Genomic DNA, 21883 nt, shown 5'->3' on the forward strand with positions numbered 1-21883 from the left:
GCGATGGCGGTCTGTCTGCGCCAGATGCGCTGACTGACAGACCGCTATCGCAGGCAAGCCAGCTCCCACATTAGTATGGTGGCGGTCGTGAAACCCGAGCCAGGAAGGAGAATGCATGTCTACCGCTGTTCGTCTTGCCCAACCCACCGATGCCGAGTGCATCAGCCAGGTCATCCTGGCCGCCTTGCACAGCAGCAATGCGCGGGACTACCCGGCGGAGGTGATTGCTCGGGTTGCCAGCAACTTCACACCCGACGCCGTGCTGGCCTTGCTCCAGCGCCGGGTGGTGCTGGTGGCGACCCAGGATCAGATGATCGTCGCCACCGCCGCCCTTGATGGCAATGTGGTGCGCTCGGTATTCGTCAACCCGGCATTGCAAGGGCAGGGCATTGGCCGGCTGCTGATGATCGAGATTGAGCTGCGGGCCGTTGAAGCCGGGGTGACGGTCCTGAGCGTGCCGTCATCGCTGACGGCCGAGCCGTTTTATACCAAGCTGGGCTTTCACACGGTACGCGACGTTTACCATGGCAATGAGCGCACGCTCGTGATGGAAAAGGCCTTGTTATCGCGCCATCCCATCGGGCCATATCGCGATCGTCCGCACCGATCCCAGGTGGTAGCGTTGTGGCAGCAGGCGTTTGGCTATGACACTGCGCATAACCTGCCAAGCCTGGCAATCGACAAAAAGCTGGCGGTAAACGATGGGTTGTTCTTTGTGGCGACGGATAAAAAGGCCGTGATCGGCACTATTCTGGCCGGCTATGACGGGCATCGCGGCTGGTTGTATTCGGTGGCGGTGCACCGCGATTATCGTCGGCAGGGCCTGGGTGCTTCGCTGGTGCGCTATGCCGAGCAGGCGTTGACTGCGTTGGGTTGCATGAAAATCAACCTGCAGATTACGGGCGGCAATGACGCGGTGGTGGGGTTCTACGAGGCGTTGGGGTATGGGGTGGAGCCGAGGATCAGCATGGGCAAGAAGATTGCGGTGAATATTCCCAAGGACGTGTGAGCACACCGAAATCAAATGTGGGAGCTGGCAAGCCCACTCCCACATTGGGTTTTGCGTTTTTTGGGGTTAGACCTTGACGATCCAACCCTCTGGCGCTTCAACGTCGCCGGTCTGCACGCCGGTCAGTTCTTTGTAGAGCGCCTGGGTGATCGGGCCCACTTCGGTTTCGCTGTGGAACACGTGCAGCTTGCCGTCGTACTGGATGCCGCCGATTGGCGAGATCACGGCAGCGGTGCCGCAGGCGCCGGCTTCCTTGAACTGGTCCAGTTTGTCGATGAACACGTCGCCCTCGACCACTTTCAGGCCCAGGCGGGTCTCGGCCAGTTCGATCAGCGACAGGCGGGTGATGCCTGGCAGCACCGAAGGCGACTTCGGCGTGATGAACTGGTTGTCGCGGGTGATACCAAAGAAGTTGGCCGAACCGACTTCCTCGATTTTCGAGTGGGTCATCGGGTCCAGGTAGATCGCGTCGGCGAAACCGGATTTCCTTGCTTCAGCGCCCGGCATCAGGCTGGCGGCATAGTTGCCACCGACCTTGGCGGCGCCGGTGCCCTGTGGCGCAGCGCGGTCGAACGTGGAGATCTGGAAATTGTGTGGCACCAGGCCGCCCTTGAAGTAGGCGCCGACCGGGATGGCGAATACCGAGAAGATAAACTCCGGTGCGCTACGCACGCCGATGTTTTCACCGGTGCCGATCACGAACGGGCGCAGGTACAGCGCGCCGCCACTGCCGTACGGCGGGATGAACCGCTCGTTGGCCTTGACCACTTGTTTGCAGGCTTCGATGAAGTCTTCGGTGGTCACATGCGGCATCAGCAAGCGTGCGCAGCTGCGTTGCATGCGGGCCGCGTTCTGGTCCGGACGGAACAGGTTGATCGAGCCGTCCTTGCAGCGGTAGGCCTTGAGGCCTTCAAAGCACTGCTGGCCATAGTGCAGGGCGGTGGAACCCTCGCTGATGTGCAGCACGTTATCGTCGGTCAGGGTGCCCGCTTGCCACTCGCCGTTTTTCCAGGTTTGGAGAAACCGCTTGTCGGTCTTGATGTAGTCAAAACCCAGCTTGTCCCAATTGATGCTTTCGTTACCCATGACACCCTCTATCTCTGGTCAACCGCCTGGTCGAAGGCAGGCTTGTCGGTTTTTTACTGGATGGGCGCAACAATACTTCATTCTTGGCCGGTGTGGGAGCAGGTGGGCGGACCATTGAGCGTGTGTATTGGCTGATACACCGCTATCGCAGGCAAGCCAGCTCCCACATTTGGAATACATTGCCCTGTGGGAGCTGGCTTGCCTGCGATGGCCTCACCCCGGTTTTAAAGGTGCAGCGCGTGGCCCAATGCTCTTAAAGCCGCTTCCTGAACCGCTTCGCCGAGGGTCGGATGCGCATGGATCGTGCCCGCCACATCTTCCAGGCGCGAACCCATCTCCAGGCACAGGCCAAAGGCCGTAGACAGCTCGGACACACCAACCCCCACCGCCTGCCAGCCGACAATCAGGTGGTTGTCACGCCGTGCTACCACGCGCACAAAGCCGGTTTTCGACTCCAGGGTCATCGCCCGGCCATTGGCCGCGAACGGGAAGCTCGACACAATGCAGTCGAGGCCAGCCGCCTTGGCTTCGTCCGGGGTCTTGCCGACCACCACCAGCTCAGGGTCGGTAAAGCACACCGCCGGGATCGCCGCCGGGTTGAACTCGCGGTGTTTGCCGCCGATCAGTTCGGCGACCATCTCGCCCTGGGCCATGGCCCGGTGCGCCAGCATCGGCTCACCGCTCAGGTCGCCGATGGCGTACACATTGCGCATGCTGGTCTGGCAACGGTTGTCGATCTTGATCGCCGCGCCGTTCATCGCCAGGTTCAGCGCTTCGAGGTTCCAGCCCTGGGTGTTGGGTTTGCGGCCCACGGCCACCAGCACCTGATCGGTTTGCAGCGACAGCGTGTCGCCGTTCGGGTCACGTACCTGCAGGCTGTTGTTTTCGAAACCGGTGACGCTGTGGCTGAGGTACAGCTTGACCCCCAACTGCTTGAGCGATTCGGCCACCGGCAGCGTCAGTTCGCCATCGTAGGCCGGCAGGATACGCTCCTGTGCCTCGACCACACTGACCTCGGCGCCGAGCTTGCGATAGGCAATGCCCAGCTCCAGGCCGATATAGCCGCCGCCCACCACAATCAGGCGCTTGGGCACGCGGGTCGGCGCCAGTGCTTCGGTTGACGAGATGATCGGCCCGCCAATCGGCAGCATCGGCAGGTTGACGCTTTTCGAGCCGGTGGCCAGCAGCAGGTGCTCGCACTGAATGCGCTGGTCGCCGACGTCGACGGTCTTGCCGTCCACCACCTTGGCCCAGCCGTGGATCACCTGCACTTTATGCTTCTTGAGCAAGGCGGCCACGCCGGTGGTCAGGCGATCAACAATGCCGTCTTTCCATTCCACGCTCTTGCGGATGTCCAGGGTCGGCACATCCACTTCAATGCCCAGTTGCGACCCTTGGCTGTGGTGCACGGTTTGCTGGAACTGCTCGGCCACGTGGATCAAGGCTTTGGAGGGAATGCAGCCGATGTTCAGGCAGGTGCCGCCCAGCGCCTGGCCCTCGACCAGAATGGTCGGGATGCCCAGTTGGCCGGCACGGATCGCCGCCACATAACCGCCAGGGCCGCCGCCGATAATCAGCAGCGTGGTGTTCAATGTCTGAGGCATGCCTTACTCCAAAAACAGGCTGGCGGGTTGTTCGAGCAGGCCACGAATGGCCTGGATGAATTGCGCCGCGTCCATGCCGTCGACCACACGGTGATCGAAGGAGCTGGAGAGGTTCATCATCTTGCGCACCACGATCTGGCCCTTGATTACCATCGGCCGTTCAACGATGCGGTTGACGCCGACAATGGCGACTTCCGGCAGGTTCAGCACCGGCGTGCTGACAATGCCGCCCAACGCGCCGAGGCTGGTCAGGGTGATGGTCGAGCCCGACAGTTCATCGCGACTGGCCTTGCCATTGCGCGCGGCGCTGGCCAAACGTGCGATTTCCTCGGCGTTGCCCCACAGGCTGCGGGCTTCGGCGTGACGTACCACCGGCACCATCAGGCCCACATCGCTTTGGGTGGCGACGCCCACATGCACCGCGCCCAGGCGGGTGATGACTTGGGCTTCGTCGTCGTAGCGTGCGTTGATCTGCGGGAAGTCGCGCAACGCCACGACCATGGCGCGCACGATAAACGGCAGCAAGGTCAATTTGCCGCGTGTGGCGCCGTGCTTCTCATTAAGGTGCACGCGCAGCTCGTCCAGCGCCGTGACGTCGATTTCTTCCACGTAGCTGAAATGCGCGGCGCGGCGGGTGGCGTCCTGCATGCGCTGGGCGATCTTCCGGCGCATGCCGATCACCGGGATCTGTTCTTCGCTGTTGCGTTCGGCGTAAGGGTTGGCGGTTGCCGAAGCCTGGGTTGCACCTTGTTGCAGGTAAGCGTCCAGATCTTCGTGCAGCACCCGACCCGCCGGGCCGCTGCCCTGCACCAGACGCAGCTGAATCCCGGCATCCAGCGCGTGTTTGCGCACGGCAGGCGAAGCCAAAGGGCGTTCGTTTGCGTCACGCGCAACCGGTGCCGCAGCGGGTTTGGCGGTTGGCTTTGCTTCGGCCACAGGCGCAGGCTTGGCTTCAACCACTGGCGCTGGCGCAGCTTTCACCGGCTCAGCCACCACCGGCGCATCCTTGGCATTCCCGGCGCCTTCGACTTCAATGCTGATCAAAATACTGCCCACCGCCATGACTTCGCCGGGCTCGCCGCCCAGAGAAATCACTTTGCCGTGCACCGGCGAGGGAATGTCCACCATCGCCTTGTCGGTCATCACATCCGCCAGCACCTGGTCTTCAACCACCAGGTCGCCGACTTTTACATGCCATACCGACAGTTCAACTTCTGCAATGCCTTCGCCAATGTCCGGCATCTTGATAACGTGCGTGCCCATTCAGACCTCCATGACCCGTTTCAACGCCGCGCCCACGCGGGACGGCCCTGGGAAATACGCCCACTCTTGCGCGTGCGGGTAGGGCGTGTCCCAACCGGTGACGCGTTCGATCGGCGCTTCCAGGTGATGGAAGCAATGCTCTTGCACCAGCGACACCAGTTCGGCACCAAAGCCGCAGGTGCGGGTGGCTTCATGCACCACCACGCAACGGCCGGTCTTTTTCACCGAGTTGACGATGGTTTCCAGGTCCAGCGGCCACAGGCTGCGCAGGTCGATGACCTCGGCGTCGATGCCGGTTTCTTCGGCGGCGACTTGCGACACGTATACGGTGGTGCCGTAGGTCAGCACCGTCACCGCCGAGCCCGGACGCACGATGGCGGCCACGTCCAGCGGTACGGTGTAGTAACCGTCCGGCACTTGCGCTTGCGGGTGTTTGGACCAGGGTGTGACCGGGCGATCGTGATGGCCATCGAACGGGCCGTTGTACAGGCGCTTAGGCTCGAGGAAGATCACCGGGTCGTCGTTTTCGATCGAGGCGATCAACAGACCCTTGGCGTCATACGGGTTGGACGGCATCACCGTGCGCAGGCCGCAGACCTGGGTGAACACCGCTTCAATACTCTGGCTGTGGGTCTGGCCGCCGTAGATGCCGCCGCCGCACGGCATGCGCATGGTCAAGGGTGCGGTGAACTGGCCGGCCGAGCGATAACGCAGGCGGGCGGCTTCGGAGATGATCTGGTCGGTGGCCGGGTACACGTAGTCAGCGAATTGAATCTCGGCGACCGGGCGCAGGCCGTAGGCCCCCATGCCCACGGCAACGCCGACGATGCCGCTTTCGGAGATCGGCGCGTCAAACACCCGCGAGCTGCCGTACTTGTTCTGCAAACCTTCGGTGCAACGGAATACGCCGCCGAAGTAGCCGACGTCCTGGCCGAACACCACCACGTTATCGTCACGCTCAAGCATCACATCCATGGCCGAGCGCAGGGCCTGGATCATGGTCATGGTGGTGGTGGTCATGGCGGTTTCCAATTCGATGCTGTTGTTGTGATCGTTCATGTCAGACCCCCAACTCTTGACGCTGGCGCTTCAAGTGCTCCGGCATCTCTTTATAAACGTCTTCGAACATGGTCGCGGCGCTTGGAATCTGGCCGCCGGCCAGGGTGCCGTACTGTTCGGCTTCTTTCTGCGCCTTGACCACTTCGGCCTCAAGCTCGGCACTGACCGCCGTGTGCTCTTCTTCGGACCACTGGCCAATCTTGATCAGGTGCTGCTTGAGGCGCGCAATCGGGTCGCCGAGCGGGAAGTGGCTCCAGTCATCGGCCGGGCGGTATTTGGACGGATCGTCCGAGGTAGAGTGCGGGCCGGCGCGGTAGGTGACCCACTCGATCAGGGTTGGCCCAAGGTTGCGGCGCGCACGCTCGGCGGCCCAGGCAGACGCTGCATACACGGCGATAAAGTCGTTGCCGTCCACACGCAGGGAGGCGATGCCGCAACCCACGCCGCGTCCGGCGAAGGTGGTGGCTTCACCGCCGGCGATAGCCTGGAATGTGGAGATGGCCCACTGGTTGTTGACCACGTTGAGAATGACCGGCGCGCGGTACACGTGGGCGAAGGTGAGGGCGGTGTGGAAATCCGATTCGGCGGTGGCGCCGTCGCCGATCCAGGCTGAGGCAATCTTGGTGTCGCCCTTGATCGCCGAGGCCATGCCCCAGCCCACGCCTTGCACGAATTGGGTGGCGAGGTTGCCGGAAATGGTGAAGAACCCGGCGTCCTTGACCGAATACATGATTGGCAACTGACGGCCCTTGAGCGGGTCGCGCTCGTTGGACAGCAGTTGGCAGATCAGGTCCACCAGCGGCACTTCGCGGGCCATCAGGATGCTTTGCTGGCGATAGGTGGGGAAGCACATGTCGTCTATATTCAAGGCCAGCGCCTGGGCGCTGCCGATGGCTTCTTCGCCAAGGCTTTGCATGTAGAACGACATTTTTTTCTGACGCTGGGCGACCACCATGCGGTTGTCGAAGATGCGCGTCTTGAGCATGGCGCGCATGCCTTTACGCATGATCTCGGCGGATACCCCTTCAGCCCACGGGCCAAGAGCCTGGCCCTGGTCGTCAAGCACGCGGATCAGGCCCTTGGCCAGGTCAGCGGTGTCGGCGGGTTCTACGTCGATGGCGGGTTTGCGCACCGTACCTGCGTCAGTCAGGCGCAGGTAGGTAAAGTCGGTCTTGCAGCCTGGGCGGCCCGAGGGTTCGGGAACGTGCAGGCGCAGTGGTGCATACGGCTGGTTCATGGCTTTCTACGCTCGATCTTGTGAATTTCTTGTAGTGGGCGCGCTAGCTGACAGTCAGTCTCCGGATAGGAGAAATCTTGTCCTACAAACATCATAGGCGTGGCGTAGAAGAATATTTATCTGTGTTTCATTGCGCTCAAGACCATTTGCGGATAAAAAAACTGCATAAACATAATAAACAGGTGATTTTGTCTCATGCGCAAACTGGACCGTACCGATATCGGCATTCTCAATGCCCTGCAGGAGAACGCCCGCATTACCAACGCCGACCTGGCCCGTTCGGTCAACCTGTCGCCCACGCCATGCTTTAACCGGGTGAAGGCCATGGAGGAATTGGGGCTTATCCGTGATCAGGTCACGTTGCTGGACGCCGATCTGCTGGGGCTGCACGTGAATGTGTTCATTCATGTGAGCCTGGAAAAGCAGAATGAACTGGCATTGCAGCAGTTCGAAGGCGCGATTTCTGACCGGCCGGAAGTGATGGAGTGTTACCTGATGGCGGGCGACCCGGATTATCTGATCCGGGTGCTGGTGCCGACGATCCAGTCGCTGGAGCGTTTCATGATGGACTTTCTGACCAAGGTGCCGGGCGTGGCCAATATTCGCTCGAGCTTTGCGCTCAAGCAGGTGCGCTACAAGACCGCGCTGCCGTTGCCGGCTAATGGCATCAGCCTGGGTTCCTGACACAACACAGGACAATTGTGGGAGCTGGCTTGCCTGCGATAGCGGTGGGCCAGTTGACACACGGGTTACTGATGCATCGCTATCGCAGGCAAGCCAGCTCCCACAAAGGAATCGGCGCTTTTTACAGTTGGTTAAGCGGAATCTTCAGATACGTCACCCCGTTTGCTTCCGCCGGCGGCATATTCCCCGCGCGCACATTTACCTGAATCGCCGGCAGCAATAGCGTCGGCATTCCCAACCCGGCATCACGCTGGGTGCGCATCTCTACAAACGCCGCCTCATCCACCCCGTCATGCACATGAATATTGCCCGCGCGCTGCTCGGCGACCGTGGTCAGGCACTTGGCCTCGCGGCTTTCAGGCGGGTAGTCATGGCACACGTACAGTTCAGTCTCCAATGGAAAGGCCAGCAGCTTGCGCATCGACGCATACAACTGTCGCGCGTCACCACCAGGGAAGTCGCAACGCGCGGTGCCTACATCCGGCATGAACAGCGTGTCGCCTACCAGAATCAAACGACCGTCGATCAGGTACGCCATGTCGGCCGGGGTGTGGCCAGGCACATGCAGCGCCTGGGCCTTCAAGTTGCCGATATGAAAGATTTCATCCGGCGCAAACAGGTGGTCGAACTGCGAGCCATCGACGCGGAATTCCGGCTCCAGGTTGAACAGGCTCTTGAACACATCCTGGACCTTACTGATGGATTGGCCGATGGCGATTTTGCCGCCGAGCGTGCGGCGCAGGTAAGGCGCAGCGGACAAGTGATCGGCATGCGCATGGGTTTCCAGCAGCCACTGCACCTGCAAGCCGTGCTCACGCACGAACGCGATGACTTTATCGGCTTGGGCGGTATCCGTGCGCCCGGACGCGGGGTCGTAATTGAGTACCGAATCGGCGATGGCGCACGGGCCGCCATCGTGTTCATAAATGACGTAGGTGAAGGTCGACGATGCCTCGTCCAGAAAGGCTTGAATCAACGCTGGCATGGCGGCGGTCCCCGGAAGCGAAAAAAGTGGTTACAATCAGTTTACGTTTACACATAATGTTTTGAGCTTAAGTGACATAAAGGACCCGAGGCAAATGGAATCTACTCTGAGTGAGGGCGAAGTCGCCCAGTTGCGCGCATCGGCGTCCAAGGCGTGCTCCTTGCTCAAGGCACTGGCCAATGAGGACCGCCTGTTGATCCTGTGCCAGTTGACCCAGGGCGAGCGCAACGTCGGCGAGCTGGAAACCATGACCGGCGTGCGTCAGCCCACACTGTCACAACAGTTGGGCATTTTGCGTGACGAAGGGTTGGTCGCCACCCGTCGGGAAGGTAAATACATTTTCTACGGGCTGGCCAGCCACGAAGTGATTCAAGTGATGAAGACCTTGTCCGGCTTGTACTGCGGCGCGGTCATAAAAAGCTGGGCGTGACGCCATACGGCAACGACCCTTGTGTGCATTGACGATAAAAGGCAAAAGACCATGACCGAGCAACACTGGGGACCGACCATCAGTGGCGACATCGTAGTCATCGGCGGCGGCTCGGCAGGCATCGGCCTGCTGGCCAGCTTGCTCAAACGCGACCCGCAGCTGAACATCACCCTGATCGAACCTAACGACTATCACTGCTATCAGCCGGCCTGGACGCTGGTCGGTGGCGGCGCCTACGACCTGAAAAAGACCCGACGGCCGTTGGCCGACGTACTGCCCAATGGCGTCGCCTGGGTGCAGGCCGCTGTCGCCGAGTTGCTGCCCGACGAGCAAACCCTGGTGCTCGACAACGGCCAGCGCGTGAGCTGGAACAACCTGATCGTGTGCCCCGGCCTGCGCCTGGCCTGGGAAAAAATCGACGGCCTGGAACAGACCCTTGGGCAGAACGGCGTGACCTCCAACTACAGCTACGAGCACGCGGCCTACACCTGGCAGTTGGTGCAGCAATTGAAGAGCGGCAAGGCGATCTTCACCCAGCCAGCCATGCCGATCAAATGCGCAGGCGCGCCGCAAAAGGCCATGTACCTGTCCTGCGATCACTGGCTCAAGCAGGGCAACCTGAAAAACATCGACGTCGAATTCAACCTGGCCGGTGCTGCGCTGTTTGGGGTGGCGACCTTTGTGCCGCCGTTGATGAAATACGTAGAGAAATACAACGCCCGCCTGGCGTTCAACGCCAACCTGGTCAAGGTCGATGGCCCGGCGCGCAAAGCCTGGTTTGAAGTCAAAGACGCCGAAGGCAAGGCCACCGTCGAAGAAAAATCCTTCGACCTGTTGCACGTGGTCCCGCCGCAGGTTGCCCCGGATTTTATCCGCCAGAGCTCGTTGGCCGACCCCGCCGGTTGGTGCGAGGTGAACCCGCACAGCCTGCAACACCTGCGCTACCCGCATATCTTCGGCCTCGGCGATGTGTGCGGCACCACCAACGCCAAGACCGCAGCCGCCGTGCGCAAGCAGATCGTGGTGGTGGCCGAAAACCTGCTGGCCCTGCGCAAACAGGCGCCGCTGCCGCTCAAGTACGACGGCTATGGTTCCTGCCCGTTGACGGTGGAGAAGGGCAAGGTGGTGCTGGCCGAGTTCGGCTATGGCGGCAAGCTGCTGCCGACCTTCCCGCTGGACCCGACCCAGGCACGTCGCTCGATGTGGTTCCTCAAGGCCACGCTGCTGCCGTGGTTCTACTGGAACGGCATGCTCAAGGGCCGCGAGTGGCTGACCCGCCTGAGCAAGGTGGATTAAATGCTGCTGGCAAGTCTGTTGGGTTTATTGATGGGCCTGGTCATGGGCCTGACCGGCGCGGGCGGTGGCATCCTCGGGGTGCCGGCGTTGGTGCTGGGGCTGGGCTTGACCATGACCCAGGCGGCGCCGGTGTCGTTGCTCGCCGTGGGCGCGGCGGCGGCGGTCGGCGCCATTGACGGGTTGCGCCATGGCCTGGTGCGTTACCGCGCCGCGTTATTGATCGCCTTGCTCGGTGCGCTGTTTTCGCCACTGGGTGTGTTTATTGCGCACCAGTTGCCCGAACACCTGCTGATGGGCCTGTTCAGCGCCTTGATGGTGCTGGTGGCGTGGCGCATGTTGCAACGCGAAAAGGTCGAGGCCGGGCCAAGCGACCATGGCGCCGCGTCCTGGGGCCAGAAAAACTGCATGCTCAACCAGCAGACCGGGCGCCTGGCCTGGACTGCCAAATGCAGTGCCACTCTGGCCGCGTTGGGTGCGGTAACTGGCGCGGTATCGGGCTTGCTTGGCGTGGGTGGTGGCTTCCTGATCGTGCCGGCGTTCAAGCAACTGACCGATGTGCAGATGCGCGGGATTGTCGCCACCTCTTTGATGGTGATCAGCCTGATTTCGCTGATCGGCGTGGCTGGGTCGATGCAGGCCGGTGTGAGTATTGAGCCGATGGGCTGGGTGTTTATCGGTGCGAGTATTGTCGGCATGTTGGCCGGTCGGCGTTTGTGTTCGGTGATCCCGGCGCGGGCGTTGCAGGTGGGGTTTGCCAGCCTGTGTGTGGTGGTGGCTGCGGGGATGCTGGTCAAGGCTGCGCTTTGATGCTGATGTGCAACACAATTTACATGTGGGAGCTGGGTTGCCTGCGATGGCGGTCTTTTGGTGGTGTACATATCCGTTGCTGCGGTAACGGCTGAGTAGGGTTCCGCCCTTACGGCGGCTCACTTTTGGAAAGACCCAAAAGTAAGCAAAAGGTCTTCGCCCCAACACTCGGTGCCTCGCTATGGCTCGGCATGCCCGCAATCCGCCAGTGATTTGGGGGGCCGCCGCGATGGGCCATCCTTGGCCCAGCGCGGCTAAACCGGCATCCCTGCCGGTTTACCCCCCAAATCCCTGTCGAATTCCGGCCATCGTGTTTGACGGGGCGATTTCAGATCAAGATCAAAAGCGCAGATCAAAAGACCGCTGACTTCGTCATCGAAAAGGATGTAAGGGCCGGAGCAACAGCAACAGCAGAGCCATACTCGGTCTAATGTGGGAGCTGGCTTGCCTGCGATGGCATCAACTCGGTGTACCTGACACACCGAGGTGTCTGTATCGCAGGCAAGCCAGCTCCCACAGTTTTGACCGTGCCCGCACGAGACATGGCAAGATGAACGCCTCTCAGGTTTACTGGTCCCTGAGTAACGGATTTACCGACCTTGCACGTCGGCTCATCAAGGTCATGCGATGGATAAATACACCCCCCACACTTGGCAACCCCACGAGCGGCCGAGCCTGCCCGGCTCGCCGTCGACGCCGCTGCACCCTACGCACAAGCGTTGGCTGTTTGCGTTGGTCGGGATCCTGGTGGCAATTACCGGCGGGCTCGGCAATGCCCTGGTGATTGCCAACCTGCAATATCTGCAAGGCGCACTGGGCGCCACCACCGCAGAAATGGCCTGGCTGCCGGCCGCCTATGTGATGACCAACGTGTGCATGAACCTGCTGCTGGTGAAGTTTCGTCAGCAGTTCGGCCTGCGCGCGTTTACCGAGGTGTTCCTGGTGCTGTATGCGCTGGTGACCTTCGGCCATTTGTTCGTCAACGACTTGAGTTCGGCGATTGCAGTACGGGCAGCTCACGGTATGGTCGGTGCGGCGCTGAGTTCGTTGGGCTTGTACTACATGATCCAGGCGTTCCCGGCCAAGTGGCGGCTCAAAGCCTTGGTGCTGGGCTTGGGCACCGCGCAGTTGGCGCTGCCACTGGCGCGATTGTTCTCTGAAGACTTGCTGCAAATTGCCGAATGGCGCGGGCTGTACCTGTTCGAGCTGGGCATGGCGCTGATCTGTCTGGGCTGCGTATTCATGCTCAAACTGCCGCCCGGCGACCGTTTCAAAACCTTTGAAAAACTCGACTTCCTCACCTTTGCCATTCTCGCCAGCGGCGTGGCGTTGCTCTGTGCGGTGCTGTCGTTGGGGCGTATCGACTGGTGGCTGGAAGCGCCCTGGATCGGCGTGGCCTCGGCCTGTTCGCTGGTGTTGATCATGGCCGGCCTGGCCATTGAGCATAACCGCGCCAACCCGATGTTGATGACGCGCTGGCTCGGCAGCGGGGCGATGATTCGCCTGGCGCTGGCGGTGGTGCTGATTCGCATGGTGCTGTCCGAGCAGTCCACCGGTGCGGTGGGCTTTATGCAGATGCTGAACATGAGCTACCAGCAGATGCACACCCTCTACGTGGTGATGCTGGCCGGTGCGATTGCCGGGCTGGTGGTCAGCGCGCTGACGATCAACCCGGCGCACCTGCTGATGCCGTTGATCATCTCCCTGGCGTTGATGGCCACAGGCTCCGTGATGGACAGTTTCTCCAGCAACCTGACCCGCCCGCAAAACCTGTATATCAGCCAGTTCCTGCTAGGCTTTGGCGGCACCTTCTTCCTGGGGCCAACCATGGTGCTGGGCACAAAAAACGTATTGACCAACCCGCGCAACCTGGTGAGCTTCTCGGTGATGTTCGGCATCTGCCAGAACCTCGGCGGCCTGATTGGCGCGGCGTTGCTGGGCACGTTTCAGATCGTGCGCGAGAAATACCACTCCAGCATGATCGTCGAACACCTGACCCTGCTGGACCCACGCGTGGCGGCGCAGGTGCAGAGCGGCGGCTCGGCCTACGGCGGTGTGATTGCCGACCCGGAACTGCGCAACCTCATGGGCATTCGCAGCCTGGCCACGGCGGCCACGCGTGAGGCGAATGTGATGGCCTACAACGACGTATTCATGCTGATCGCGATCATCGCGATCCTCACCATGCTCTGGATCTTCACCCGCAGCCTGTGGCTGATGAGTACCACCAAAGCAGCAGCCCCTCCCGTTCAACCCAGCGGCGTTACTTCATGACCGAAACCACCACCACGACCACGACCAACGCCATCGCCTCCACTCCGGAAGGCACGCCACCACCGGGCTCGACCGTCACGGAGCCGCGCTCGCTGCGAGTGCGCATCATCTCATCGCTGGGTTTTGCCGCGATTGCCATCGTCGGTGTGTTGATCGTGCTGTATGCCTGGCAATTGCCACCCTTCAGCAGTGCGGTGGAAACCACCGAGAACGCCCTGGTGCGCGGCCAAGTGACGATTATCGGCCCTCAATTGAGTGGCTACGTGTATGAAGTGCCGGTGCAGGACTTCCAGTACGTCAAGGCCGGCGACCTGCTGGTGCGCCTGGATGACCGTATCTACAAGCAGCGTCTTGACCAGGCGCTGGCGCAATTGGCAGTGCAGAAAGCCTCCTTGGCCAATGTGGTGCAGCAGCGCAACAGCGCCGAAGCCACCATCAAACTGCGCCAGGCCGCGCTGGTGGACAGCCAGGCCCAGGCGCGCAAAAGCACCGCCGACTTGCGCCGCAATGAAGAGTTGATCAGCGACGGTTCAGTGTCCAAGCGCGAGTTGGACGTGACCCGCGCCGCGAATGCGCAGACCGTCGCGGCGGTGGCTCAGGCCCAGGCCAACCTGGAAATCGCCCGTCAGGACCTGCAAACCGTGATCGTCAATCGTGGTTCCCTCGAAGCGGCGGTGGCCAGTGCCGATGCGGCCGTGGAGCTGGCGCGTATCGACCTGTCCAACACCCGCATCATTGCGCCGCGTGACGGCCAGTTGGGGCAGATCGGTGTGCGCCTGGGCGCCTACGTCAACTCCGGCGCGCAGTTGATGGCGCTGGTGCCGCCGCAGTTGTGGGTGATCGCCAACATGAAAGAAACCCAGATGGACAATGTGCAGGTCGGCCAGCCGGTGACGTTCACCGTGGACGCGCTCAACCACCGCAAGTTTCACGGCACGGTGCAGCATATTTCCCCGGCGACCGGCTCGGAGTTCAGCCTGTTGCAGGCGGATAACGCCACCGGCAACTTTGTGAAGATCGCGCAGCGGGTGCCGGTGCGGATTACGGTGGACCCGGATCAGGCCGAGAGCGAGCGCCTGCGGCCGGGGTTGTCGGTGGTGGTGAGTATCGACACGGCGGGCCGCCTGAAAAACAGCCCGCCTTGACACCCCGCCGATCAAAAATGTGGGAGCTGGCTTGCCTGCGATAGCGGTTTATCAGGTCCAGGTGTGCAGGCTGACACACCGCCATCGCGGGCGAGCCCGGCTCCCACAGGGTTTTTTGGGGTTATAAAGGTTGGTATTTCAGGGTGAAATTGAGGTGAGTTGACTGGCCTTTTTCCAGCAGCTTCAGGCCGGGCCTGCCCGGCAGGTGATGCGCATTCACCGGATGACTCACCGGCTCGATGCAAAAGAACCCCAACCCCGGCGGGCAGAACAGCAGGAAGTAATCGGCGCCGCTGGCCTGGCACTCCAATGCATAGCCCAGCTCCGGCTGTTCGATGCGGCAACGCCCGTCCCACTGGCAAAACCCATTGTCCACCAGGCCTTGCGGCAGCCCTTTGAGCTGAGTGAAATCCCATTCGGCAGGCACCGGCGCCAGCCCGGTTGGCAGCTTGGACGCATCACTCATCCACACCTGCGAAGCCTTGGCCTGCAACCGCGTGCCGGGCCTTCTTGGCAAATACGGATGCAATCCCAAGCCATGCCACGCGGCTTTTTCGGCCAGATGCGTTACGCGCAACTCGATACTCAGTTCGCCGCCACGTAAGCGAAACCGCTGCTCGGCGCGATAGGCAAACGGCGTGTCGCACACCACCTCCAGCACCACTTCATCCGCCGTCTGGCTGACCACCTGCCACGCCTGTTGCCAGGCCGAACCGTGAATCGGCAGCGGGTCGAGCGGGCTGTTGGGCGTGAGTGCCAGCCAGCCGCCGGGGTTGTCGAAACCGCCGTGGGCAACTCGATTGGACCACGGCGCCAGCGGGTAACACGCCAGCTTGCCCGGCAGCCCGGTGTTCAGCGCAGCTTCGTCGCTATGGCGCAACAGCGGCTGCCCGGTCGCGCGCACCGTCCAGTTGACGAGGCTGCCACCTACGGCCGGGGCGAGGGTGAGATGGGTCAGGCTGTCTTCCAGTTCAATCATCAGAGCACCAGCCCGGGAAGCCACAGGGACAACGCGGGAATGTAAGTCACTGCCATCAATATCAGGAACAGTACCGCATAAAACGGCAGCAGCGCCGTCACGGTTTTCTCGATACTGACCTTGCCCACCGCCGCACCCACAAACAGCACCGCACCCACGGGTGGAGTGATCAGGCCGATCCCGAGGTTCACCAGCATGATCATGCCGAAGTGCACCGGGTCCACGCCAATACCGAGGATCACCGGCAGCAGAATCGGGGTGAGGATCAAGATCAGCGGCGCCATGTCCATCACCGTGCCGAGCAACAGCAGCATCACGTTGATGCACATCAGGATCACGTAGCGGTTGTCCGACAGGGTCAGGAACAGCGTGGTGATTTTTGCCGGGATCTGCATCAGGGTCATGATGTAGCCGAAGCTGGCGGCGAAGGCGATCAGGATCATCACAATGGAAATGGTGCGCACCGTGCGGTGCATCAGCTTGGGCAGCTCACGCCATTTGTAGTCGCGATAGATGAACATGGTCACGAAAAATGCCCACAGCACGGCAATCGCGGCCGACTCGGTGGCAGTGAAAATGCCCGAGAGGATGCCACCCAGGATGATCACCATGGCCATCAAGCCCCAGAGCGCGTCGGCGCAGATCTTCAGCGCTTGTTTAAGCGGGATGACCTCGCCCTTGGGGTAATTGCGCTTTTTCGCGAAGATCAGGCACAGCACCATCAGGCATGCACTCATCAGCAGCCCAGGCACCACGCCGGCCATGAACAATGAGGCAATCGAGACCGTGCCGCCGGCCGCCAGGGAGTAGAGCACCGAGTTATGGCTGGGCGGCGTCAGCAAGGCTTGCACCGAGCCGCTGACAGTGACGGCGGTAGAGAACTCACGCGGGTAGCCACGGCGCTCCATTTCCGGGATCAACACCGAACCGACCGAGGCGGTATCGGCCACCGACGAGCCGGAAATCGCGCCAAAAAACGTCGACGCCACGATGTTCACCAACGACAGGCCGCCGCGCACAAACCCCACCAGCACCCCGGCAAACGCGACCAGGCGGCGTGACATGCCGCCCTCGGCCATGATCGCTCCGGCCAGCACAAAGAACGGAATCGCCATCAGCGAAAACTTGTTCACCCCGCCCGCAACCTGAATCATCAAGGCCTGGAACGGGATGTCGATCCACCACGCGCCGATCAGCGCCGACAGCCCGAGGGCGTAGGCCACCGGCATGCCGATCAGGATCAAGGCGATAAAACTGCCCAGCAGCATCAATGCGTCCATCAGGCAGCCCCTTCGTTTTCTTCAACCAGATCAAAGCGCACCACGCGGCGCTGGCTCTGGTCACCGAGCAAGAGTTTTTCCAGCACGAACACCAGCGTCAGCAGCCCGCCGATCGGGATTGGCATATAGGTGATGCCCACGCGCAGGGTGGGGATCGCACTCATGAACTGGTTCCAGGTGGACAGGCACAGCTTGCTGCCCCAGACGGTCATGAACAGGCAGATGGTGGCCATCAGCAGTTGCGTGATAACGCCGACGATTTGCCGTTGGCGCGCTGGCAGGCGGTCGGTGACCACGGCCACCGACATATGCGCGCCGGCACGGTAACTGGCGGCGGCGCCGATAAAGGTGAACACCAGCATCAGCAGGATGGCGGTGGGCTCCGGCCAGCTTGCGCCGGTGCCGAGGATGTAGCGGGCGAAGATGCCCCAAGGAATGATCAGCGCGACCCCGAGGACCGAGAGGCCGGCGACCCAGATGCAGGTCATGTAAATGCGGTCGTTGATGCGCAGCACTAAATTCTTCATGGCGTTCACCGTAACCGGGCGCGTCGATGCCGACCGCGCCGGGCCTGACTATAGGAAAGGGTGATTACTCGACCGCGTCGATGCGCTTGATGATGTCGGCGTAAGCCGCACCGTACTTGGCGCGAACCGCTGCGGTGGCGTCATAGAAGGGTTTTTTGTCGACGGTGATGAACTCGACGCCGGCCTTCTTGAGCTTTTCCTCGCTGCTGGCGGACTTGGCGTCCCACAGCGCGCGCTCATCGGCCTGGGCGGCCTTGGCGGCTTTTTTCACCAGGTCTTGCTGGGCGGGCGTGAGTTTGTTCCAGGTGATCTTCGACATCACGATGGGTTCGGGCAGGATCAGGTGCTCGGTGAGGGTGTAGAACTTGGCGTTCTGGAAGTGGTTGTGCTCCAGCATGGTCGGCGGGTTGTTTTCCGCGCCGTCGATCACGCCGGTCTGCAAGGCACTGAAGATTTCGCCGGTGTCCATGGCAATACCGTTGGCGCCCATCGCGTTGAAGGCTTCGATGAAGATCGGGTTGCCCTGTACACGAATTTTCATGCCCTTGAGGTCTTCGATCTTGCGCACCGGCTTCTTGGTGTAGAGGTTGCGCGTGCCACCGTCCATCCAGGCCAGGGCCACCAGGCCGAACTCGGAGTCGGTGATCTTGGCGAGGATTTCATCGCCGATCTCGCCGTCGATGATTTTGCGCATATGCGCCTGGTCGCGGAACACGAACGGCAAGTTGAACACGTTCACGTCCGGCACCACCGGCCCGACGATGCCGAGGCTGACGCGGGTCATCTGCACCGCACCGACCTGGGCCTGTTCGACCACTTCTTTTTCGGAACCCAGGACACCGCCCGGGAAGTATTTGAAGGTCAGTTCGCCGTTACTTGCCTGAGTCAGGGCCTTGCCCATGTTCTGTTCAGCGACGACGGTGGGATAGCCGGCGGGATGGATGTCGGCGAATTTGATTTCCAGCGCGTGGGCGGCGGTACTGAGGGTAAAGAATGCAGCGGCGAGCAAAGTGCGTTTGAAGTCCATAGGGTGTCACTCCTGTCTTATTGTTGTTGTATTCAAGGCACAGCGATGCAGCTAGAGGGTGAACGTGGGCTCCGGCAATCCGCTGACGCCGGGGTTGAGGGCAAACACGCCGCCGGCGACCGACTGCTCACTGTGGTCATCACGAATCGAGGTGACGAACAAGGTGTCCAGCCGGCTGCCGCCGAAGGCGCACATGGTGGGTTTTTTTACCGGCACGCTGAGGGAGCGGTCCAGACGGCCATCCGGGGTGAAGCGGTGAACCAGCCCCGCGTCGTTGGCGCAGATCCAGTAGCAACCCTCGGCGTCGACTGCCGCGCCATCGGGGCGCCCGAGGAATTGATGCATGTCGATAAATACGCGGCGGTTGGATGGCGTGCCGGTGTCGATGTCGTAATCGAACGCCCAGACCTGCTGCACCAGCGGGTGTGAATCCGAGGCGTACATCGTGCGGCCGTCCGGGCTGAACGCCAGGCCATTGAGGGTGATGAACCCGTTCAGTTGCGCATGCGGCGCGGCGCCTGACGCATAGCGGTACAGGGTGCCTTCGGCCGCATTCAGGCCCATGTTCAGCACCATGCTGCCAGCCCAGAAACGGCCCTGGCGATCGCAGCGGCCATCGTTGAGGCGCATGTCCGGGCGTGGGTGCTCGATGCTCGCCAGAGGCGTGGTGTCGAGGCTGCCGTCGTTATGCGGGGTGAGTTGGAAAAACCCGCTTTCCATGCCCGCGAGCCAATTGCCCGCGTCGGTGCGGGCAATACAGGCGAGCATCTGCGGGGCTTTCCAGGCGGCGACGTGGCCGGTGGCGGCGTCCCAGCGTTGCAGGCCACCGTTGGGGATGTCCACCCAGTACAGCGCGTTTTCCTGCGGCACCCACACCGGGCATTCACCCACGGCATTGCGGGCGTCGACGATCAGTTCAGCGGTCATGGCAACTCATTCCCTTGGGTTGATGTACGTTCAGTCACCAAACGGCCCCGCCGCGCAGAACGCGCCGCCCTGGTAGACCGCGGCCGGGTCATCGGCGGCCACTGGCGGCTGGGTTTCGACCTTGGTGCGGAACACCTCGGAGCTGTCCTTGGGCACAAAACCCAGGTGCGCGGCGTAGCGGTTGTCCCACCAGGTGTCGAGGTTATCCGACATGCCGTAGACCACGGTGTGGCCGACATTGGGCGTGTACAGCGCGCGCTCGAGCAGTTGGGTCAGGTCATCGAAACTCAACCAGGTGTGCATCATCCTGCGGTTCTGGGGTTCCGGGAACGAGGAGCCGATGCGGATGCTCACGGTCTCGATGCCGTAGCGGTCGAAGTAGAAGCTGGCCATGTCTTCGCCGTAGGATTTGGATAAGCCGTAGTAGCTGTCCGGGCGACGTGGGGAGTGGGCGTCGATCTGTTCGTCTTGCTTGTAAAAGCCGATCACATGGTTGGAGCTGGCGAAGATCACGCGTTTCACGCCATGACGGCGGGCGGCTTCGTAGATATGGAAAACACCGCTGATGTTGGCGCCGAGCACTTCTTCGAAAGAGCGCTCCACCGACACACCGCCGAAGTGCAGGATGGCATCGACGCCTTCCACCAGTTGGTGCACAGCCTGTTTGTCGGCCAGGTCACAGGGTTGCACTTCTTCGAACTCACCGGCCGCCGGGGCCATGTTGGCGATGTCCGACAGGCGCAATACCTGGGCATAAGGGCGCATGCGTTCGCGCAAGACTTTGCCCAGGCCGCCGGCGGCGCCGGTGAGCAGCAGGCGGTTGAAGGGGACAGGCGTGGTGGTGGTCATGGGAATTCCATTGTTGTTGTAGGTTGTCGTATGACTTGGTGGAAGTATCGTTTTGGACTCCCTGGATTGTCAACGCCCTTGCAGGCAAGTGATGCTCAAAAGGTGGGAGCTGGCTGCTACACATGTCAGTGCCTGCAGGGAGCGCGTTACAGCAACGAGATCGGGTAGCTGACAAAGATCCGATTCTCATCAAACTCGTTGTTGCTGAAATCCCGACGCATGGTCGAGTTGCGCCAGCGCACATTCAAATCCTTCAGTGTGCCGCTCTGCACCGTGTAGGCCAGCTCCGACTCGCGGCCCCATTCCTTGCCGTCGGTGATGGCGCCAGTGTGTACGTTATTGCCGCTGATATACCGGTTCATCATGGTCAGCCCCGGAATGCCGAGCACCACGAAGTTGAAGTCATGGCGTATCTGCCAGGATTTTTCCTTGGCATTGTCGTAGCTGGCGTTGTAGCTATCGTTGGCCAGGGTGCCGCCGCTGGTGCCGTTGACCCTCATCCACACGCTGTCGCCGGTGAGTTTTTGCAGGCCGACATAGAAGGCGTTGCCTTTGTATTTGGCCGAGAGCAGGGCGGAATAGGTTTTGTTATCGAGGTTGCCGGCCAGGGCGCTGCCGTCCTCCTTGCCATTGAAGAACCCCAGGTTGGCGCCAAACGTCCAGTCGCCGACCGGCTGGCTGTGGGTCAGGTTCAGGTATTGCTGCTGGTAGATGTCGGTGAGTTCGGCGTACCACACGCCGACCTGGGTGCGTTTGTCGTTGAAGGTGTATTCGCCGCCGCCGAAGTTGAAACGGTCGGAGGTGAACGCGGCTTTGCCGTTCATGAACATGTCTTCCATGCTCCCATCGTTGCGTGGGCTATTGCCGCGAAATTGCCCGCCGTAGAGCGTAAGCCCGGCGATTTCATTGGAGGTTACCTGGCCGCCACGAAAGGTCTGCGGCAAGGAGCGGCCGTCGTCCGAGCGCAGGATCGGCAGCACGGGCATCCATTCGCCAACTTTCAGTTCGGTTTTGGACAGCCGGGTTTTCAGTGCCACGCCCAGGCGTCCGAAATTGTCGGCAGGGCGGCCATCTCTGTCGAGCGGCAACAGTTGGGTGCCGCCGGTGCCTTTACCGCCATCGAGCTTCTGAGAATACAGGCCGAGTACGTCAATCCCGAAGCCCACGGTGCCTTGGGTAAAGCCGGATTTGGCGTCGAGAATGAAGTTCTGCGTCCATTCTTCGGCCTTGGCCTGTGGGTACGTGGGGTTGGTGAAATTGCGATTGAAGTAGGCATTGCGCAGGTTGAGCGTGGCTTTGGCATCGTCGATAAAGCCTTCTGCCTGGGCGCTGAGGGGCAGGGCGAGTGCCAGGCTGCTGAGGCTGATAAGACCGAGACGCGAGGAGGAATTGCGGGCGAATTGAGGCACAGTGAA

20 protein-coding genes are annotated in these 21883 nt (G+C 61.4%); 7 read left to right on the plus strand and 13 right to left on the minus strand.

Translation table 11 applies throughout. The annotated features are described in order from the left end of the window. Window positions 1-115: 115 nt before the first annotated feature. Window positions 116-1009, plus strand: a complete 894-nt coding sequence (locus tag AB4P96_RS12780) for a GNAT family acetyltransferase (protein ID WP_395600842.1) — start codon at window positions 116-118, stop codon at window positions 1007-1009. A 66-nt stretch (window positions 1010-1075) separates the two neighbouring features. Here the strand turns inward: AB4P96_RS12780 and AB4P96_RS12785 are convergent, their stop codons facing one another. From AB4P96_RS12785 to AB4P96_RS12805, 5 genes are all read right to left on the minus strand, one after another. Beyond that, window positions 1076-2095, minus strand: coding sequence for a branched-chain amino acid aminotransferase (locus tag AB4P96_RS12785; protein WP_017136260.1), 1020 nt, complete (start codon window positions 2093-2095; stop codon window positions 1076-1078). 224 nt (window positions 2096-2319) lie between these two features. After that, a complete protein-coding gene (gene lpdA / locus AB4P96_RS12790) occupies window positions 2320-3699 on the minus strand; it encodes a dihydrolipoyl dehydrogenase (RefSeq protein ID WP_395600843.1) in 1380 nt (459 codons plus the stop codon). Window positions 3700-3702: 3 nt separating this feature from the next. Continuing rightward, a complete protein-coding gene (locus AB4P96_RS12795) occupies window positions 3703-4962 on the minus strand; it encodes a dihydrolipoamide acetyltransferase family protein (protein ID WP_138450569.1) in 1260 nt (419 codons plus the stop codon). Beyond that, the gene (locus AB4P96_RS12800; protein WP_138450567.1) at window positions 4963-6021 is read right to left on the minus strand and encodes an alpha-ketoacid dehydrogenase subunit beta; all 1059 of its coding nucleotides are present in this window, start codon (window positions 6019-6021) and stop codon (window positions 4963-4965) included. Between the two features lies 1 nt (window position 6022). Then, window positions 6023-7258, minus strand: coding sequence for a 3-methyl-2-oxobutanoate dehydrogenase (2-methylpropanoyl-transferring) subunit alpha (locus AB4P96_RS12805; protein ID WP_017136256.1), 1236 nt, complete (start codon window positions 7256-7258; stop codon window positions 6023-6025). A gap of 195 nt (window positions 7259-7453) precedes the next feature. Between AB4P96_RS12805 and bkdR the strand changes: the two genes are divergently transcribed. Then, a complete protein-coding gene (bkdR, locus tag AB4P96_RS12810; RefSeq protein WP_017136255.1) occupies window positions 7454-7942 on the plus strand; it encodes a Bkd operon transcriptional regulator BkdR in 489 nt (162 codons plus the stop codon). A 121-nt stretch (window positions 7943-8063) separates the two neighbouring features. Here bkdR and AB4P96_RS12815 read toward each other — a convergent pair whose 3' ends face one another. After that, window positions 8064-8927: an MBL fold metallo-hydrolase gene (locus tag AB4P96_RS12815; RefSeq protein WP_017136254.1), complete on the minus strand. Its 864-nt coding sequence runs from the start codon at window positions 8925-8927 to the stop codon at window positions 8064-8066. 94 nt (window positions 8928-9021) lie between these two features. On the opposite strand from AB4P96_RS12815, the gene AB4P96_RS12820 reads away from it, so the two are divergent. From AB4P96_RS12820 to AB4P96_RS12840, 5 genes are all read left to right on the plus strand, one after another. After that, entirely contained in the window at window positions 9022-9357 is a 336-nt protein-coding gene (locus AB4P96_RS12820) for a helix-turn-helix transcriptional regulator (protein ID WP_017136253.1), read from the plus strand. A gap of 51 nt (window positions 9358-9408) precedes the next feature. After that, window positions 9409-10653, plus strand: a complete 1245-nt coding sequence (locus tag AB4P96_RS12825; RefSeq protein ID WP_017136252.1) for an FAD/NAD(P)-binding oxidoreductase — start codon at window positions 9409-9411, stop codon at window positions 10651-10653. Continuing rightward, entirely contained in the window at window positions 10654-11460 is an 807-nt protein-coding gene (locus AB4P96_RS12830) for a sulfite exporter TauE/SafE family protein (RefSeq protein ID WP_017136251.1), read from the plus strand. It abuts the gene before it with no gap. Between the two features lie 627 nt (window positions 11461-12087). Continuing rightward, window positions 12088-13734 carry an MFS transporter gene (locus tag AB4P96_RS12835; RefSeq protein ID WP_395600844.1) on the plus strand — a complete coding sequence of 549 codons (1647 nt, stop codon included), beginning with the start codon at window positions 12088-12090 and terminating at the stop codon, window positions 13732-13734. After that, window positions 13731-14879 (plus strand): HlyD family secretion protein, encoded by a 1149-nt coding sequence (locus AB4P96_RS12840; protein ID WP_017136436.1) that lies wholly within the window; start codon window positions 13731-13733, stop codon window positions 14877-14879. Before AB4P96_RS12835 ends, AB4P96_RS12840 begins: the two co-directional genes overlap by 4 nt. A 121-nt stretch (window positions 14880-15000) precedes the next feature. On the opposite strand, the gene AB4P96_RS12845 is transcribed toward AB4P96_RS12840, so the two are convergent. The 7 genes from AB4P96_RS12845 to AB4P96_RS12875 all read right to left on the minus strand — a co-directional run bounded on the left by AB4P96_RS12845 (window position 15001) and on the right by AB4P96_RS12875 (window position 21877). Further along, window positions 15001-15858 (minus strand): aldose 1-epimerase, encoded by an 858-nt coding sequence (locus AB4P96_RS12845; RefSeq protein ID WP_099550002.1) that lies wholly within the window; start codon window positions 15856-15858, stop codon window positions 15001-15003. Then, the gene (locus AB4P96_RS12850) at window positions 15858-17138 is read right to left on the minus strand and encodes a TRAP transporter large permease (RefSeq protein WP_017136438.1); all 1281 of its coding nucleotides are present in this window, start codon (window positions 17136-17138) and stop codon (window positions 15858-15860) included. The genes AB4P96_RS12845 and AB4P96_RS12850 overlap by 1 nt, the downstream gene beginning before the upstream one ends. Continuing rightward, window positions 17138-17665, minus strand: coding sequence for a TRAP transporter small permease (locus AB4P96_RS12855; protein ID WP_017136439.1), 528 nt, complete (start codon window positions 17663-17665; stop codon window positions 17138-17140). Before AB4P96_RS12855 ends, AB4P96_RS12850 begins: the two co-directional genes overlap by 1 nt. A 64-nt stretch (window positions 17666-17729) precedes the next feature. Further along, entirely contained in the window at window positions 17730-18692 is a 963-nt protein-coding gene (locus AB4P96_RS12860; RefSeq protein WP_170040744.1) for a TRAP transporter substrate-binding protein, read from the minus strand. 51 nt (window positions 18693-18743) lie between these two features. After that, window positions 18744-19619, minus strand: coding sequence for an SMP-30/gluconolactonase/LRE family protein (locus tag AB4P96_RS12865; protein WP_099550004.1), 876 nt, complete (start codon window positions 19617-19619; stop codon window positions 18744-18746). Between the two features lie 30 nt (window positions 19620-19649). After that, window positions 19650-20468, minus strand: a complete 819-nt coding sequence (locus tag AB4P96_RS12870) for an NAD(P)-dependent oxidoreductase (protein WP_099550005.1) — start codon at window positions 20466-20468, stop codon at window positions 19650-19652. Window positions 20469-20614: 146 nt separating this feature from the next. Then, on the minus strand, window positions 20615-21877 hold the full coding sequence (locus tag AB4P96_RS12875; RefSeq protein ID WP_169988145.1) for an OprD family porin: 1263 nt from the start codon (window positions 21875-21877) through the stop codon (window positions 20615-20617). Window positions 21878-21883: the final 6 nt, after the last annotated feature.

Source organism: Pseudomonas sp. B19125, assembly GCF_044218855.1.
Taxonomy (GTDB): Bacteria; Pseudomonadota; Gammaproteobacteria; order Pseudomonadales; family Pseudomonadaceae; genus Aquipseudomonas; species Aquipseudomonas edaphica.